The following is a 14,921-nucleotide window of genomic DNA, read 5'->3' on the forward strand; positions in this document are numbered from 1 at the left end:
ACAGGGCGTTACCGTATCAGTCGCGCCCGAAAGGGGTGGTTCAGCCGATCGCCATGCGGCGCAGGTCGCGCGCCTTGGTCAGGATGATCTCTTCCAGCTTCTGCACCGTCGCGGCCTGCACCGGGGCATCGACCCACTGGCCATTCTGGTTGACCTGGCGGCTGGCGGCCACGCGCAGCGCGTCGGCGCGCAGATCCTGATCCAGGATCGACACGGTGACCTTCATCCGCTCACTCGGCGTATTGGGATTGGTATACCAGTCGGTGACGATGACGCCGCCGTTGGAATCGGTCTGCACCATCGGCATGAAGGACAGCGTGTCCAGGCTGGCGCGCCACAGATAGGCGTTGACGCCGATGGTGGTGACCTTCGACGCGGCCAGATCGGCCTTGGGCCGTTCCTTCGCGCCGCCCCCGCATGCGGCAAGCGGCAGGAGCGCAGCCAGCAGAAGACCGGAGGAAAGGGTAACGGGAAGGCGACGGACCATCAGGCATGTCCTAGCTTGAAAAAGACGAAAAACGCCCCGCTTCTATAGTCGACGCGCGCCATTGGGCAAGGGGGCGCGCGGGTCCGACACGCCACGGATCGTCGCAACCCGTCCTCGGAGTCTGTGTGCTCTGTGCAACAGCTCAGACAAAAAGCGGATAGCGCCTCTGGTCAATGGCGCTTTTTGGTGTCTAATGCGTCTTGAAAAATAACCGGTGGGGAAGAGATTCGAATCATGCGCGTGAAACGGGGACATTTGGCATTGGCAGGCTCGGCAATCGCCGTCGCTGGCTTCATGCTGTCGCCCGCTTTTGGCGCCGCAACCGATCTCGTCCGCATGCGTGAGGAAGCGCCTGTGTCGCTTGGCGCGCTGGGCAGCATTTCCTCCTTCACCCCCACGACCAAGGATTCGCGCCTGGCTGCGGCCTATGCGAAGATCGCCGCCTCGGCCGGTCGCCAGAATTTCCGTTTCACGCCGACCAGCGGTTCGCTCAGCGGCCAGCGCTCGATCACCGTCATGGTCCGCGCCAGCGACGTCGATCGCGTTGCCGCCAACCGCTCAGTGGTCCCGGTCAACATCGCGCCCGTCAGCTTCAGCCTGAATGGCGAGCATGGCTGGCGCAAGTTCGCCCTGCCGGAAAATACCGGCCGCAAGGCGCTGGACCCGGTTCCGGTCGAAACCATGGTCGATGCGAAGAATTTCTCGCTGGATGATGGCAAGAAGGATCGCTTCAGCACCAAGGTGCTGCTGGAAAGCCGTCGCGAGCCGACGGCGACCGTCCGCAACCCGAGTGCGGACAAGGATTATTCGCTGGATCTGGCCAGCTCCTACTCGCTGACCCGCAACCTCAACGTGACAGCGGGCATCCGCTACAACAACAGCGTTGCCGGCCGCCTGACCCCGATGACCGACGAGCGCCAGGACAACCAGGCCGTCTATCTGGGCACCATCTTCAAATTCTGATCGCCTGAATGGGCTAGGATACGCATGATCGGCATCGCCTGATGCCGATCACTCCAACGCGTCAGCAATAGCTGCCGCCACCCTTGGCGCAGAGCATGACCGGCTCCGTCTCGATCAGGCGCAATGACTGCACCATGTCGGCGGTGCCCTGCTTATATTTCAGGAAATGCAGTGTCTTGAGATGCGCCTGATAGGCCGCGTCACTGGCATAGACTTCCAGCAGGCGGATGCTCGCCGGCTTTCCGGCGATCGCCACCGCCGACAGTGACAGCACGCCCGGCTCTTGCGCCACCGATGCGGCAATCTCCTCGCGCAGATAGGTCTTATACTGCTCGATCCGGGCCGGATCGATCTCCAGCTCGGCGATCCGCACGATCGGCTTGTCCGGCGCGGCCTGCGCCTTGGCCTGCCGCCCGGCTCCGACACCCAGCATGAAGGCGGCCAGCGTCAATGCGCCCATCGCCGCCTTAGTCCTGCACATCGTCGAACAGCTTGCGGGCGATGCCCAGTGCGGTCATCGCCGGCGGCCAGCCGGCATAGAAGGCCAGATGGGTGATGGTCGCGATGATCTCCGCGCGCGTCAGCCCATTGTCCAGTGCCCGCTGCAGGTGAAAGGGCAGCTCATTGCCGCGATAGAGCGAGATGAGGCTGGTGATGGTGATGAGGCTGCGGTCGCGCGGCGACAGTGCCGGATCGGCCCAGACTTCGCCGAACAAAGTCTTGTCGGTCATTTCCGCCAGATGAGGCGCCAGATCGCCAAAGGATCGGCGCGCGTCGGTGGGTTCGGTCATGTCGGCTCTCCGCCGGATGGATGGCGTCCCCCAGCCTAGCCGACTTATCCACAGGCTATTAGGCCCGCATCCGCGCTAGGCCCCATGACCCGGATTCATATATGGTCGGTCAGTCCGTCGATCGCCGCCCAGCCCGCCGCGCCGATTCCGCGCAGCATATGCCGGTGCTTTGCCCTGACCCCGCCCAGCGCGATCACCGGCGCCTTCGCCTGCCGCGCAAGCGCCGCAAAGCCGATCCGCCCCAGCGCCCCGGCACCGGGATGCGACCGGGTCGGGAACAGCGGCGACAGGAAGACCATGTCCGCGCGCGCCGCCGCCTGAAGCTCCCGCCGGTCATGCGCCGCCTGGCTGTGGATAAGTCTGTGGAAATTTTTCGCCCCATCCCACCCATGCCAGCCATCCGCGCGCCAGACGGCGGCCGTCCGCGCGTCCCCCGCCAGCATCAGAACGAGCCGCTGCCGCCGCGCAATCGCCCGCAATGCCTCGAACAGCGCGCGCCGTTTCACCGCTTCGGTGCGATAATGGCGAAAGACGATTCCCGCGCGCCCACGCGGCAAGCGCGCCGCCGCCGCCAGCAACGACGCATCCTCCACCCGCTCATCGGTCATCAGCCAGAGGCCGGGCAGCTTTTTGCGGTGGCGGGCGTGCATAGCCATCGCCTATAGCAGCCGCCATGACCACCGACATCCCCGAAGCTGCGGCCCGCCTCGCCACCCTGCGCGACCAGATCGACCGCGCCGCCCGCCTGACCCAGCGCAGCGCCGACGACATCAACCTGATCGCCGTGTCCAAGACCCAGCCGGCCGAAGCGATCCTTCCGCTGATCCACGCCGGCCAGCGCGTCTTCGGCGAAAACCGCGTCCAGGAAAGCCAGGACAAATGGCCGGCCCTGCGCGAACAATTCTCGGATCTGACCCTGCATCTGGTCGGCCAGCTGCAATCGAACAAGGCCGCCGATGCTGTCGCCCTGTTCGACGTCATCCATTCGCTCGATCGCCTCTCGCTGCTGACCGCGCTCGCCAAGGCGATGGACGCCGCGGGCAATCGCCTGCCCTGCTTCATCCAGGTGAATATCGGTGCCGAGGAACAGAAGGGCGGCTGCCCGATCGCCGATGTGCCGGCGCTGATTGCCGCCGCGCGCGACGCCGACATCCCCTTGCTCGGCCTGATGTGCGTGCCTCCGGCCGATGTCGAACCGGCGCCCTATTTCGCCCTGCTCGCGAAAATGGCGCGGGAAGAGGGCCTCCCGCGCCTGTCGATGGGCATGTCGGGCGATTTCGAAACCGCCCTGATGCTGGGCGCCACCGACATTCGCGTCGGCACCGCCCTGTTCGGCGAACGCGCACCCGTCAGCCGCCCCGTCCCCCGGAGCGGCCTGGGGATGATCAGAAACGCCCCCGCAAGGTAATGCCATAGGTGCGGGGTTCGGCCAGATAGGCGGAGATGAGCTGGTTCGCCATCGGCGCGCCCTGCGCGAACTGGCCGGTGGTCGATGTCGCCGGGCTGCTCGACTGGAGCGGGCTGCTGAAGGCGACCTGGGTATAATCCTGGTTGAAGATATTCTGGCCCCAGAATTCGACCGCCCAGCGCTGGTCCTTGCCGCGCAGGCCGACGCGCGCATTGAATACCGCAAAGCCGTCCTGCGCCTTTTCCGGGAACAGGTCGGACCCGGTATTATAGTCGCTCATCATGCGGCCATCGATGTAGAAGAGCGCGGACAGGCCGTTCGACCCGATATCGGGTGTCCAGGCCATGCTCGCGGTCGTCACCAGTTGCGGCGCATTGCTGTTGATCGATCCGGGCAACAGGAACAGCGCCGGATCGAGCGGCACGCTGCCATCGCCGCTGCCGACCAGCCGCTTGGCGAATTTCGCCCGTGCATAGGTCAGGCCACCGGTCAGGCGGAAATGGCGCACCGGTGAAGCGGTCAGTTCCAGTTCCACGCCCTGGCTGATCAGGCCCGGCCCGACATCGCCGGAATCGCAGGTCCGCGCCGCCGACAGGGCGCTGTCACAGCCATTGATATTCTGCACGACGAAGCTGGTGCCGTTGAAGGTGTTCAGCTGGAAATTCTTGAACTCCTGACGGAAGGCCGCGATGTTCGCGCTCCATTTCGGCTGGGTATATTTGAAACCGATTTCAAAGGCATCGACCTTCTCCGCAGCGAAGCGCAGGCTCGTCACATCGGCATTGGTGCGCGGCGCATAGACCGCCGGCACCGTGTTCAGGCCGGTCGATCCCAGCTGGAAGCGGTCGAGGTTGAAGCCACCCGCCTTATAGCCCTTGGAATAGCTGCCATAGACCAGCATCTCGTCGATCGGCTTCCACGACAGCACTGCCGTGCCGCTGAACTCGCCGTCGCTGATCTTGTCGTTGAGGTCGAGCGCATTGAGCGTGGTCGAGCCATTGCCAAGGCAACCGAGCGTCAGGATGCCGCCCGCCAGCGCCGCCGCACTGCCCAGCGCCGCATTGGTCGCCAGCGTCGGCAGCGAAGAGGCCTGCAACGCCGCGCAGGTCGCGTTGTTGTTATTGAAGTCCGAAGAGAATTTCTTCGATTCATGGGTGTAGCGCAGGCCCAGGGTCAGATCGAGCCGCTTGGTGATATGAATGATATTATGGGTGAAGAGCGCCCAATTCTCGCTCTTCTGGCGATAGATGGAGGCAACGTCGCCGGTGCCTTCCGGGATCGCCGCCAGCGCGCGCAGGCCATTGCCAAGGCCGGTGGAGATCGCCCCCGCCTGCGCCGCCGCGACGCCGGCCGGCAACCCGGCATTGATCAGCGCGGCAGTAAGCCCCGCATTGAGATTTGCCTGCGTGCCGCCGATCAGAGCGGAAGTGGCAAGTCCGCTGCCGCAGGCTGCCAGTTGCGCTGCGGTGAAGTTGCTGTTGACGCCCGCACCCGCCATCAGGCGGCAGGCGGCAAAGCGGCCATAGTCGGCGCCGAAGCGGATATTATCTTCCAGCGTCAGCTTCTCATTGGCGTAATAGCCGCCCACCAGCCAGTCGAGCGCTTCGTTGAAGGCCGAACCCTGCGCCCGCAATTCCTGGGTGAAAGTCTTGAACTGGCGATAGGTGTTGGGATCGCGATAGAGAAGATCGGCGCCCGAATAGTCATAATCGCCATAGTCGCGGGATTTATAGTCGCGATAGGCGGTGATGCTGGTCAGTTTCGCGCCGCCCAGATCATAGTTGATCTCGCCCGACACGCCCCAGTCTTTGAGCTTGCTGACATAGTCGCGCCCTTCGGTGATGGTCAGCTCGCGATCATAGGGATCGGCGGGGAAGACGCTGCCCTGCCCGGCCAGGATCGCGCCGATGCGGTTGAACGGTGCCGTGCTATAGCCACCGCCGGTCGCCGGCCGCCGTTCGCGCGTCTCGACATAGGCCGCGCCGCAGCAGCTTTCGTCGCGATTGGTATAATCGCCGATCAGCCGGATCGACAGGGCATCATTGGGTTCGATCAGCGCCTGACCACGCAGGAAATAACGGTCGCGGTCATTGGTATCGCCAACCTTGTTGCCGCTGGTATCGACCAGATCATAGAAACCGTCGCGCTTGGACCAGACACCGTCCAGGCTCAGCGCGATCCCCTTGGCGATCGGGCCGGTGATGCGCCCGGCCAGGCGCCAATAATCATAATTGCCATATGTCGCCTCGGCCATGCCACCCAGGGTGAATTCCGGCGCCTTGCTGACGATGTTGATCAAACCGGCCGACGCGTTGCGGCCGAACAGCGTGCCCTGCGGCCCACGCAACACCTCGACCCGCTCGATCTCGCCCAGATCATTGAGGCCCGCGCCGGTGCGCGAACGATAGACGCCGTCGATGAACACCGCGACCGAGCTTTCCAGGCCAGGATTGTCGCCGACCGTGCCGATGCCGCGAATACGGGCCGAACCATTGGCCTCGGTCCCGGTCGAGGAAACCAGCAGGGACGGCGCCAGCTGATTGAGCGCGCGAATATCATTGGCACCGCTATTCTGCATCGCCTGCTGGCCGACCGCCGATACCGCGATCGGCACGTCGGACAGCGGGCTGGCGCGGCGGGTCGCGGTGACGATGATGTCGACGCTTTCGGTGTCCACTGCCGCCTGCGGCGCGGCATCCTGGGCATGGGCAAGCGGCATGGCGCCCACCAGCGCGACGGCACCGGCGGACATCAGCCAAAGGCTCTTGTGCATCATGATGTGCATCCTCTCCTGGCCCGCCTGGCTTTTTGCCGGGTCGGGACTATGCGCGATTATGCTGCCACAGTCGGAATAACGCAATATATCGCGTGATTCCGGGCGTTTTCCGCAGTTGCGTGATGATGGCCGCATGGTCCTGTTGCCTAGCAGCAACAATTTAACGCCCGGTTTCCGTAGCGTTTGCTTACGTCAGCGGAAAGCGCAGCAATCGGTCGGAAACGGGTATCAACGCCATTGCACCCGGCCCGACGGCCTTTTGTATCTCGCCATGGCCTGCATCCAGCCCGCCCGTCAGCGCGCCCAGCGCCGGCAGGATCAGCTTGGTCGGCGATCCGACGAAGCAGCGGCGCGATACATGCCGGCCGCGCAGCGACAGGCGCAGCTTGGGGTGGAAATGGCCCGATATCTCCGGCCGGGGGTCGGCCGGGTCGGCCTCATGCCGCAGCCAGACGCCGTCCACCTCCGCCTCGACCGCACGGTGTCCGCCCGGCATATGCGCCACGCCGACGTCATGATTGCCGGTTATCCACAGCCAGTCGAGCCGTTCGGTCAGCCCCTGCAATCGCGCCCGCGCCCGCGGGTCCAGCCGCGCCGCGCCATCGGCATCATGAAAACTGTCGCCCAGCGACCAGATCGCCCGTGCGCCGGTGCGCGCCACCAGCGCCTCGATCATGTCCAGCGTCGCCGCGCTGTCATGGGGCGGCAGGAACTGGCCGAAGCGCGCATACCAGCTCGCCTTCTCGAAATGCAGGTCGGCCACCAGCAGCGCGCCCTGCGCCGGCCAGAACAAAGCCGCCTCCGGCAAAGCCAGGAAATCATGACCTGCGAACGAAAGGGGAACCATTACCCGGCTATGCGCCCTCTTCGCTCGGCTTTCAAGTATGCGCGCCAGCGCCTATAGGGCTCCCCATGTTCACCGTCGCAGCCCTCTACCGTTTCGCCACCTTCGCCGACCCGCAGGCAACCGCCGCCGATCTGCGCGCACTGTGCGCCGATCTTGGCACCTGCGGCACGCTGATCCTGGCGCGCGAGGGCATCAACGGCACCGTCGCGGGCACGGCCGACGCGATCGAGCGGCTGGTCGCCCATATCCGTGCCCTGCCCGGCTGCGCCGATGTCGACGTCAAATATGCGACCGCCGACAGCGCCCCCTTCGGCAAGATGAAGGTCAAGGTGAAGGCGGAGATCGTGACGCTGGGCGCGGGCGACCTGGACCCCGCCCATCAGGCCGGCGTCCATCTCGATCCCGCGGACTGGAACGCACTGATCGCCGATCCCGACACCGTCATCATCGACACGCGCAACGCCTATGAGGTGGCAGTCGGCACGTTCGAGAATGCGATCGACCCGGCCACCCGCTCCTTCCGCGAATTTCCGGCCTGGTTCGACGATTTCGCCGCCAAGCTGCGCGACGAAGGCCGCAGCCCCAAGATCGCGATGTTCTGCACCGGCGGCATTCGTTGCGAAAAATCGACCGCGCTGGTCAAGGCGCGCGGCTTTGATGAAGTCTATCACCTCAAGGGCGGGATCCTGCGCTATCTGGAGGAAATGCCACAGGCGCAAAGCCGCTGGCAGGGCGACTGCTATGTCTTCGACGAGCGGGTCGCGGTCGGCCATGGCTTGAAACAGGGCCATTATGCCACCTGCAGCGCCTGTGGCCTGCCCTATCCGCGCGATACCGAGCATGACTGCCCCGGCGACGCCGACGGCGCCTGGCCGCATCGGGGCTAATCCGCGCTTTCCACCAGTTCGACCATCTCGAACTGATAGGATGTCCAGCCGCGCATCCGCGCGCCATCGGGCGCGGCGGCGCGCTTCTTCTTCGCCTCGGCCAGCGAACGGGTGTGGCCCCAGAAGACCTCGGTCTTGCCATTTTCCAGTATGGCGACGATCCGCCAATAATGGGTGAAGGGGTCGGCGGTCGGCCCGATCTTCTTCACATAGCCGTCGGGCATGGTGGCGGTCAGATAGCGTTTCCGGCGCGCCATCGGTTCAGGCCTGATAGCGGTGCAGACCCGCACCATGGGCCTTCAGCCAGGCGCGCGCCGGGCGCGGATCCTCGCCATAGATGCGGGCATGGGCGGCGTGAAAGGCCGGGCTATGGTCCATGTGCAGCAGATGCGCCAGCTCATGCGCCACGGTCGATCGCCGCACCCAGGCCGGCGCCAGGATCAGCCGCCAGCTATAGCGGATCGCCCCGGTCGACGTGCAGCTGCCCCAGCGGCTGCGCGTGTCCCCGGTGCCGACCGAGGCGACGATCAGGCCATGATCCTGCGCCATCGCCAGCGTCTCCGCCTCCAGCACCGCCTTGGCCCGTGTCCTCAGCCAGCGCAGCACCCGCGCACCGACCGATTCCGCCGCCCCGCCCAGGATCAACCGGTCGCCCTCCAGCCGGATCGTGCGGGTCGCCCCTGCAATCCAGCAGATGCGCACCTCGCGCCCCTCCAGCGGGAAGGTCGCGCCATCACCCAGCAGCGTCACCGCCGGCGTCACCGCCATCTGCGCCCGGACCCAATCCTCATGCCCCTGCGCCCAACCCAGCGCACGCTTGAGGTTCGCCCGCGCCGGCAGCGACAGCCGCAATTCGCCGCGCACCCCGTCGATCGTCAGCTTGTAGGCGCGCGCCCGCGCCGACCGGCGCACCCGCACCGGCATGGCGACGCCATCGATCAGGATTGCCGGGTCAGAGTTCTCGGTCGACAAGATGATGTTCCCAATCGCCCGCATCGGCCTCCGCCACGGTCCAGCCGCGCACGGATTCCCTGGCCCGATGCACCGCCTCGCGATCGCCGCAGACCAGATAATGCCAGTCGGGCAGCGGCAGCCCCGCCTCGCGCAGCCGATAGGCACAGGTGCGCGGCAGCCAGCTGATCTGCTTCACCTTGGCCGGAGTCAGCCGCACGCAATCGGGCACGAACCGCCGCCGGTCGGGATAGTTGGTGCATTGGCCGCTATGCCGGTCGAGCAGGCGGCAGGCGACATTGGTCGGATAGATGCGGCCCGTGTCCTCATCTTCCGCCTTGTGCAGGCAGCATTTGCCGCAACCGTCGCACAGCGCTTCCCATTCGGCGCGGTTCAGCTTGTCGAGGGGCTTGTCCCAGAAGTCCAAATGTCACTTGACCCATTTTTCGAGAAAGGCGCGCACGATATCGGGTGCGCCCTCGTCCACGTCCGGCGTGCCCGGATCATCCACCGGCACCAGCGCGATCGGCTTGCCGTCCGGCCCGAACAGATAGGGCGTGCGGCTGTGGCTGACCAGATAGTCGCTCGCCCCCTCCGGCTTTTCCGCATTGTAGAGGACGACGAAGTCCTTGGCCACCTTTGCAATCTGTTCCGGTGTGCCGGTCAGGCCGACGAGGCGCGAGTGGAAGGCCGCGACATAGGTTTTCAGCACCGCCGGCGTGTCCCGCTTGGGATCGACGCTGATGAAGATCGGCTGCACCTTCGCGGCGCGGGCCGGGGCTGCCTTCTCGAAGGCGCTGAACGCCTGCATGATCCGCTGCAGATCGACTGGGCAGACATCCGGGCAATAGGTGTAGCCGAAATAGACGATCCGATACTGGCCCTTATAATCGTCCCAATGAACGGTCTTGCCGTCCTGGTCCGTCAGGGTGAAGGGCGCGCCAATGCGCGCACCGACCAGATTGCCCTGCTCGCTCTCGCCGCTTGATGCGTTGCCGCCAGCCCCCATATTGCATGCTGTCAGCAAGGCCAGAAGCGGCAGGGCGAGCGAGATCAGCGCTTTGTTCATGGTGTCGCCTGCCATGCCTTGCTATGGGCCGATTTGCAAATCGAACGGGGCGCGCAACGATGAAGATTGGGATGAAGAGCGGACTTTCCACCTGGCTGTTTCTGGCGCGGCCTGCCGCCATCACCCTGGCACTGATGGCCCCGGTTGCGGCCCAGGCCCAGTTTTCCAACAATTACAACTTCCTCAAGGCGGTGAAGGACGCCGATGGGGACAAGGCGACCGAGCTGCTGCAGAAGCCGGGTTCGACCGTCATCAACAGCCGTGACGTCACCACCGGCGAAACCGCGCTGCACATCGTCATCGGCCGCCGCGACACGACATGGCTCAACTTCATGCTGTCGAAGGGCGCCAATCCGAACCTGGCCGACAATAATGGCACCACGCCGCTGCTGCTCGCCGTGCAGAACCGGTACGAGGAAGGCGTGCGCCTGCTGCTCGCCCGCGGCGCCCAGGTCGACAAGACCAATGGCAGCGGCGAGACCGCATTGATCCGCGCGGTGCAGCTCCGCGACATCGGCCTGGTCCGCCTGCTGGTGGCGCAGGGCGCCAATGCGGACAAGCGCGACACCATCGCCGGCATGTCCGCCCGCGACTATGCCGAGCGCGACAGCCGCACCCCCGGCCTGGTCGAAGCGCTCGATTCCGCCAAGACCAACGCCGCCGCGCCCAAGGGCCCGGTCCAGGGTCCGGTCTTTTGAAACATCCAACTTATGACCCGGCGCCGAAAGCTGCCGGGTCGTTCGATTAATTCACGATATCGCCTTTACCAATGCAGGCGTTCAATGCGGTCTGCGCACAATCATCCAGCCAATCTTGCCCCGATGGTTCGACCCATGGCCGCATCAAATCGGTAAGAGACGCATCAGCAATTATTGTGACCGCTTCGAAAACGGCCATTGGGGCGAAGTCTCTTTGAAGCGCTTGCCGCGCTAGAGGCAGTGCGAGATGGCGATCTCGTTCAGCCACCCCCAATAGCGCCTCTGCACTGACGTAGATGTCTTCGTCATCAAAGGCCCTCAGCAAGGCCGTCCGAACATCGGGCGTATCCAACGCCGTTTGGGCCAACAACAATGTCGCCCAATCCCGGTTGGTCGCATTTTCATCCTGCGTAAAAGCAATCAGGCGCTGCAGGTTAATCGCTCCGAAGCCAGTCTCCGACAGCGGAATCTCTTCTGCGATGATGTCCTTCAGAAAATCGGACGCCGGCTCATAATTCTTGCCCATCCCGCAAACATTACATGGCCGCGCATGGTTGCCAAGCAGAGGCCTTACCAGCCCAGTTCCGCCGCATAATCCGGGTCCGCCAGCGCCGACAGGCGGCGGGCGGCGCGGCGGGCGAAGCGCAGCGTCTCTGCCTTGCGCCGGGCGGCGGCCAGCGGCTCGAACGGCGCGGCACGCACCAGTTCGGCATCATATTGGTCGGCGACGATCAGGCCGGTGCGGGCCGGCCACAGCGCCTCGCTGTCGAACAGGCTGGTGTCGAAACCCGATGGCACCGCCCAGAAATAGCGGTCGCAATAGTCGAAATAATCCGGCCATTTCATGTCGCCCAGCAGGTCCGCCCGGCTGCACTTGATCTCGACGATGGTCAGGCGCCCGGCACTGTCGATCGCCATGATGTCGGCTCGCCGGCCATTGGGCAGCGGCACTTCCAATATGCCGTTCATGTCATGGCGATGGAACAGGCGCAGCGTGCCGCGCGCAACCGCCAGCGCGGTTCCGTCGGTCAGCGGTGAACAGCGATCGGCGTCTTGGGCGGCGTCTTGGATGGTCATGGCACCAGACTAGAACAGGAAGGGAACAAAAGAAAAGACCGATTCGGACATGGGGTCCGAACCGGCCTTCAAAAGGGCGTCACTGTCGCGCGGTGAACGCGGATCAGCGATAGAAGACGTGATTGTCGATCGACGCCAGCTTGGTCTTGCCCCAGCCCGGCGACACGCGGCGAGCGTGGAAGAACAGTGCGCCTTCGGCCTGGCTGTCCCAGCTGTCGTCCAGGGCGATCTGCGCGATCGCAACGGCCTGGCGCCAGGAATCGCTGGCGATGTTGATCGGCGGCATGCCGTGACCACGCACGAAGCTGAACTGGCTCGGCTGATAGATGACGCCGCACAGGCTGCTGGCGAAGCGGCCCGACTTGGCACGGTTGATGATGACGCGGGCAACGGCCAGCTGGCCTTCCAGCGTTTCACCCTTGGATTCGAAATAGACCGCACCGGCCAGGCACTTCATGTCGCCTTCGACATCCTCGGGAGCGCCTTGCGCATCAACCAGGGCTGCCAGGGTCTCGGCCTTGGGCTCGATATCGGTCGAAAAATTGTTGCCAGCCTTGGGGCCGGAATCCAGCGACTGCGCGACTTCCTGCGGCGCAGCGAAAACGACGGCGGGCTTGGTGCCGGCCGTGGGTGCGCTAGTCAGCGCGGCGGTTTCCGGCAGGGAAACCGTGGACAGGGAGGCCTCGCTGGCACTCGACATGTCCGACGCCGTAACAGCCGCAGCGGCCGACAGCGTAAATGCCGCGATGATCGCGGCCTTCAGACGAAAACTCATTATTGCTCAAAATCGTGCGGTTATTGGCCAGAAACGTCGATTGTAACCGATATTCTGTGACGTTCGGCCGCCCCCCGTCTGCGTGTTTACCGGCCCGCCCCCCATGGACGAATGCAGGCAACCTGCGCGTTCAGCGTCGGCCGCCATTGCCCGCGCGCGTGCAAGGAGTCAACGATCAGCAGATCGTTTCAGCGGCGAACCGTTCCGCATCCGCGATATCAAGCTCCACCAGCCACAGGTCGGGGTCCGATCTGCGCCGGCGTTCGGCATAGGCGGCGAACGCCTCCGGCCCCTCTTCCGCAGGGGGTCCACAGCGCATCAATGCATGGCCGCTGCGAAAGTTCGATACCCGTTCGAAAATTGCGGATTCCCGCCCCTTGTCCATCACCTGGACCAGGATGACGCCGCTCATTGCATCGCCCTTGGCCAATATCATGGCAAAGCCACCGGCGGCATTCACCCGCTTCACCAGCGCGCCGACCAGCATCGCGCTGGTCAGCCGCGCGGCCGGACTATCCTCAGCCATGATATCCCGGCAGCGATGACAGCGGAATCTGCGACCGCATGAAGGTGCCGGTGCCCCGGCCCACCTCTTCCCCGTCCGAATCGAGGATGCTCGCCTCGGCGACATAGACGCGACGCTTGCCGCTGATCCAGCGCCCTTCAGCGCGCAGCTTTCCGGGGCCGATCGGCCGGGTGAACAGCAGGTTGAAGGCGGTGGTCAGCAGGAAACGATCGCTGACCAGACTGTTGGCGGCATAGAAGGCCGCATCGTCCAGCATCTTGAAATAGACGGTGCCATGCACCGCGCCGGCGGCATGGAAATGCCGCTCGTCGACCTCGAAATCGATCACCGATCGGCCGGGCTCCGGCACGCGCAGGGTCGACAGGAACAGGTCGTTGATCGGCGCGCTGTTGTAGAGATGCTCCAGCGCGCGAAAATGCGCCGCCTCGCCACTGGCGAGCGCAGCGGCCTCAGGCGGCGTCACGCGCCTCACCACCGGCCAGCAGCGCGTGCAGCGCCTCGGCCGACTTGGCACCGCGCAGGCGCGTCACCTGCGCCTCGTCGCGCAGATAGCGGGATACACGCGCCAGCGTCTTCAAATGCTCGGCACCGCTGTCCTGCGGCGACAGCAGCGCGAACACGACATCGACCGGCGCATCATCGACCGCGTCGAACGGCGCCGGCGGATCGAGCAGCACGACCACGCCGCACATGCGGTCGAGGCCCGGCAGCTTGGCATGGGGAATGGCAACGCCGCCACCGAAGCCGGTGGAGCCCAGACGCTCGCGCTCCAGCAGCGCGTCGGCGGCCGCTTCGGCATCCACGCCATAGGATTGCGCCGCCAGAGCCGCGATCTTCTGGAACAGCATCTTCTTGCCGTTCACAGTCACCTCGGTGGCCAGCGCGTCCGGCGAGACAATATCGTTGAAATGCACCATTTTACTTCCGGGGGCAGCCGAGGCGCGCCCAGCCTGTCGAAAAAAATGCGCGTTGCTCGGAGAAACTAAAGCCCGGCCCCATAGGCCGCCTGCACCCGGAGGTCAACAGGCGGCCCGGCTTGGCAGGGGGTCAGCCGCGCGGCTCGACCCAGCCGATCGTGCCGTCCTGACGGCGATAGACCATATTATAGGCCGACGTGCCGGCATTGAGGAACAGCAGCGCATTGGTGTTGCGCAGGTCCAGCATCATCACCGCGTCGGACACGCTGGCCTCGGGAATATCGACCCGCGTTTCGGCAACGATCAGGGGCGCATCGGCCGCTTCTGCCTCCTCATCGGCGGCACCGGCGAAGATGGTATAGCCTGCGCCATCGATATCATCGACGCTATAGCCATTGGCGCGCTGCGCCTCGGCAGCGGCGGCCTGGATGCTGCGGTCCTTCAGGCGGCGCATATAGCGGCGCAGTTGCTTCTCGATCCGGTCCGATGCCTGGTCGAAGGCGGGATGCGCCTCCTGCGCCTCGCCGGCGCCCTTCAGGATCAGGCCGGTCATCACATGGCAGACGATATCACAATGAAAGGCGCCATGCGGGGCCGGTCGGAAGGTCACCTGGGCGGAAATCGTGCGGGAGAAATATTTCTCGGCTATCGCTTCCAGCCGGTCGCTGACGTGCTGCTTGAGCGCCTCGCCCGTCTCGACCTGATGCCCGGAAACACGGATATCCATATGCCTTCTCCTTATTCTTGCC

21 protein-coding genes are annotated in these 14,921 nt (G+C 64.8%); 4 read left to right on the top strand and 17 right to left on the bottom strand.

Annotation, left to right across the window (positions count from 1 at the left end):
- Nucleotides 1-40 precede the first annotated feature (40 nt).
- Complete coding sequence (locus ACUCV3_RS19860; protein WP_004209178.1) at nt 41-487, bottom strand: DUF3576 domain-containing protein; 447 nt, start codon at nt 485-487, stop codon at nt 41-43.
- A gap of 234 nt (nt 488-721) precedes the next feature.
- On the opposite strand from ACUCV3_RS19860, the gene ACUCV3_RS19865 reads away from it, so the two are divergent.
- The gene (locus ACUCV3_RS19865) at nt 722-1,450 is read left to right on the top strand and encodes a hypothetical protein (RefSeq protein WP_004209179.1); all 729 of its coding nucleotides are present in this window, start codon (nt 722-724) and stop codon (nt 1,448-1,450) included.
- Between the two features lie 61 nt (nt 1,451-1,511).
- Here ACUCV3_RS19865 and ACUCV3_RS19870 read toward each other — a convergent pair whose 3' ends face one another.
- The 3 genes from ACUCV3_RS19870 to ACUCV3_RS19880 all read right to left on the bottom strand — a co-directional run bounded on the left by ACUCV3_RS19870 (nt 1,512) and on the right by ACUCV3_RS19880 (nt 2,891).
- Entirely contained in the window at nt 1,512-1,910 is a 399-nt protein-coding gene (locus ACUCV3_RS19870; protein WP_279728339.1) for a putative quinol monooxygenase, read from the bottom strand.
- Nucleotides 1,911-1,917: 7 nt separating this feature from the next.
- The gene (locus ACUCV3_RS19875; RefSeq protein WP_048938024.1) at nt 1,918-2,241 is read right to left on the bottom strand and encodes a carboxymuconolactone decarboxylase family protein; all 324 of its coding nucleotides are present in this window, start codon (nt 2,239-2,241) and stop codon (nt 1,918-1,920) included.
- Nucleotides 2,242-2,336: 95 nt separating this feature from the next.
- Nucleotides 2,337-2,891 carry a thiamine phosphate synthase gene (locus ACUCV3_RS19880; RefSeq protein WP_279728338.1) on the bottom strand — a complete coding sequence of 185 codons (555 nt, stop codon included), beginning with the start codon at nt 2,889-2,891 and terminating at the stop codon, nt 2,337-2,339.
- Nucleotides 2,892-2,914: 23 nt separating this feature from the next.
- Between ACUCV3_RS19880 and ACUCV3_RS19885 the strand changes: the two genes are divergently transcribed.
- On the top strand, nt 2,915-3,649 hold the full coding sequence (locus tag ACUCV3_RS19885) for a YggS family pyridoxal phosphate-dependent enzyme (protein ID WP_279728337.1): 735 nt from the start codon (nt 2,915-2,917) through the stop codon (nt 3,647-3,649).
- Here ACUCV3_RS19885 and ACUCV3_RS19890 read toward each other — a convergent pair.
- Entirely contained in the window at nt 3,627-6,422 is a 2,796-nt protein-coding gene (locus tag ACUCV3_RS19890) for a TonB-dependent receptor (RefSeq protein ID WP_279728359.1), read from the bottom strand. The genes ACUCV3_RS19885 and ACUCV3_RS19890 overlap by 23 nt on opposite strands.
- A gap of 190 nt (nt 6,423-6,612) precedes the next feature.
- The gene (pdeM, locus tag ACUCV3_RS19895) at nt 6,613-7,272 is read right to left on the bottom strand and encodes a ligase-associated DNA damage response endonuclease PdeM (protein WP_279728336.1); all 660 of its coding nucleotides are present in this window, start codon (nt 7,270-7,272) and stop codon (nt 6,613-6,615) included.
- A gap of 65 nt (nt 7,273-7,337) precedes the next feature.
- Here pdeM and trhO point away from each other — a divergent pair, with 65 nt between their 5' ends.
- Nucleotides 7,338-8,159: an oxygen-dependent tRNA uridine(34) hydroxylase TrhO gene (gene trhO / locus ACUCV3_RS19900; RefSeq protein ID WP_279728335.1), complete on the top strand. Its 822-nt coding sequence runs from the start codon at nt 7,338-7,340 to the stop codon at nt 8,157-8,159.
- Here trhO and ACUCV3_RS19905 read toward each other — a convergent pair.
- From ACUCV3_RS19905 to ACUCV3_RS19920, 4 genes are read right to left on the bottom strand one after another with little or no spacing between them, the layout of a single operon-like run.
- Nucleotides 8,156-8,416, bottom strand: coding sequence for a hypothetical protein (locus ACUCV3_RS19905; protein WP_004209188.1), 261 nt, complete (start codon nt 8,414-8,416; stop codon nt 8,156-8,158). The two genes, trhO and ACUCV3_RS19905, sit on opposite strands and share 4 nt — an antisense overlap.
- Nucleotides 8,417-8,420: 4 nt before the next feature.
- Nucleotides 8,421-9,131 (bottom strand): M48 family metallopeptidase, encoded by a 711-nt coding sequence (locus ACUCV3_RS19910; RefSeq protein WP_279728334.1) that lies wholly within the window; start codon nt 9,129-9,131, stop codon nt 8,421-8,423.
- Entirely contained in the window at nt 9,112-9,537 is a 426-nt protein-coding gene (locus ACUCV3_RS19915; protein WP_161732552.1) for a YcgN family cysteine cluster protein, read from the bottom strand. The genes ACUCV3_RS19910 and ACUCV3_RS19915 overlap by 20 nt, the downstream gene beginning before the upstream one ends.
- A gap of 3 nt (nt 9,538-9,540) precedes the next feature.
- A complete protein-coding gene (locus ACUCV3_RS19920) occupies nt 9,541-10,194 on the bottom strand; it encodes an SCO family protein (RefSeq protein ID WP_279728333.1) in 654 nt (217 codons plus the stop codon).
- Nucleotides 10,195-10,238: 44 nt separating this feature from the next.
- Between ACUCV3_RS19920 and ACUCV3_RS19925 the strand changes: the two genes are divergently transcribed.
- On the top strand, nt 10,239-10,877 hold the full coding sequence (locus tag ACUCV3_RS19925; RefSeq protein ID WP_037524601.1) for an ankyrin repeat domain-containing protein: 639 nt from the start codon (nt 10,239-10,241) through the stop codon (nt 10,875-10,877).
- A 46-nt stretch (nt 10,878-10,923) separates the two neighbouring features.
- On the opposite strand, the gene ACUCV3_RS19930 is transcribed toward ACUCV3_RS19925, so the two are convergent.
- From ACUCV3_RS19930 to hpf, 7 genes are all read right to left on the bottom strand, one after another.
- Nucleotides 10,924-11,403, bottom strand: a complete 480-nt coding sequence (locus ACUCV3_RS19930; protein ID WP_048938017.1) for a hypothetical protein — start codon at nt 11,401-11,403, stop codon at nt 10,924-10,926.
- A gap of 44 nt (nt 11,404-11,447) precedes the next feature.
- On the bottom strand, nt 11,448-11,954 hold the full coding sequence (locus ACUCV3_RS19935; protein WP_010335781.1) for an MmcB family DNA repair protein: 507 nt from the start codon (nt 11,952-11,954) through the stop codon (nt 11,448-11,450).
- Nucleotides 11,955-12,057: 103 nt separating this feature from the next.
- Entirely contained in the window at nt 12,058-12,729 is a 672-nt protein-coding gene (locus ACUCV3_RS19940; RefSeq protein ID WP_279728332.1) for a cell wall hydrolase, read from the bottom strand.
- A 175-nt stretch (nt 12,730-12,904) separates the two neighbouring features.
- Nucleotides 12,905-13,255 carry a DUF1491 family protein gene (locus tag ACUCV3_RS19945; RefSeq protein WP_279728331.1) on the bottom strand — a complete coding sequence of 117 codons (351 nt, stop codon included), beginning with the start codon at nt 13,253-13,255 and terminating at the stop codon, nt 12,905-12,907.
- Nucleotides 13,248-13,718 (bottom strand): PaaI family thioesterase, encoded by a 471-nt coding sequence (locus ACUCV3_RS19950; RefSeq protein WP_017499440.1) that lies wholly within the window; start codon nt 13,716-13,718, stop codon nt 13,248-13,250. The genes ACUCV3_RS19945 and ACUCV3_RS19950 overlap by 8 nt, the downstream gene beginning before the upstream one ends.
- Nucleotides 13,705-14,172, bottom strand: coding sequence for a PTS sugar transporter subunit IIA (locus ACUCV3_RS19955; RefSeq protein WP_010335784.1), 468 nt, complete (start codon nt 14,170-14,172; stop codon nt 13,705-13,707). Before ACUCV3_RS19955 ends, ACUCV3_RS19950 begins: the two co-directional genes overlap by 14 nt.
- Before the next feature lie 130 nt (nt 14,173-14,302).
- On the bottom strand, nt 14,303-14,899 hold the full coding sequence (hpf, locus tag ACUCV3_RS19960) for a ribosome hibernation-promoting factor, HPF/YfiA family (RefSeq protein ID WP_010335785.1): 597 nt from the start codon (nt 14,897-14,899) through the stop codon (nt 14,303-14,305).
- Nucleotides 14,900-14,921: the final 22 nt, after the last annotated feature.

The sequence above is a fragment of the Sphingobium sp. VMM genome, assembly GCF_056790315.1.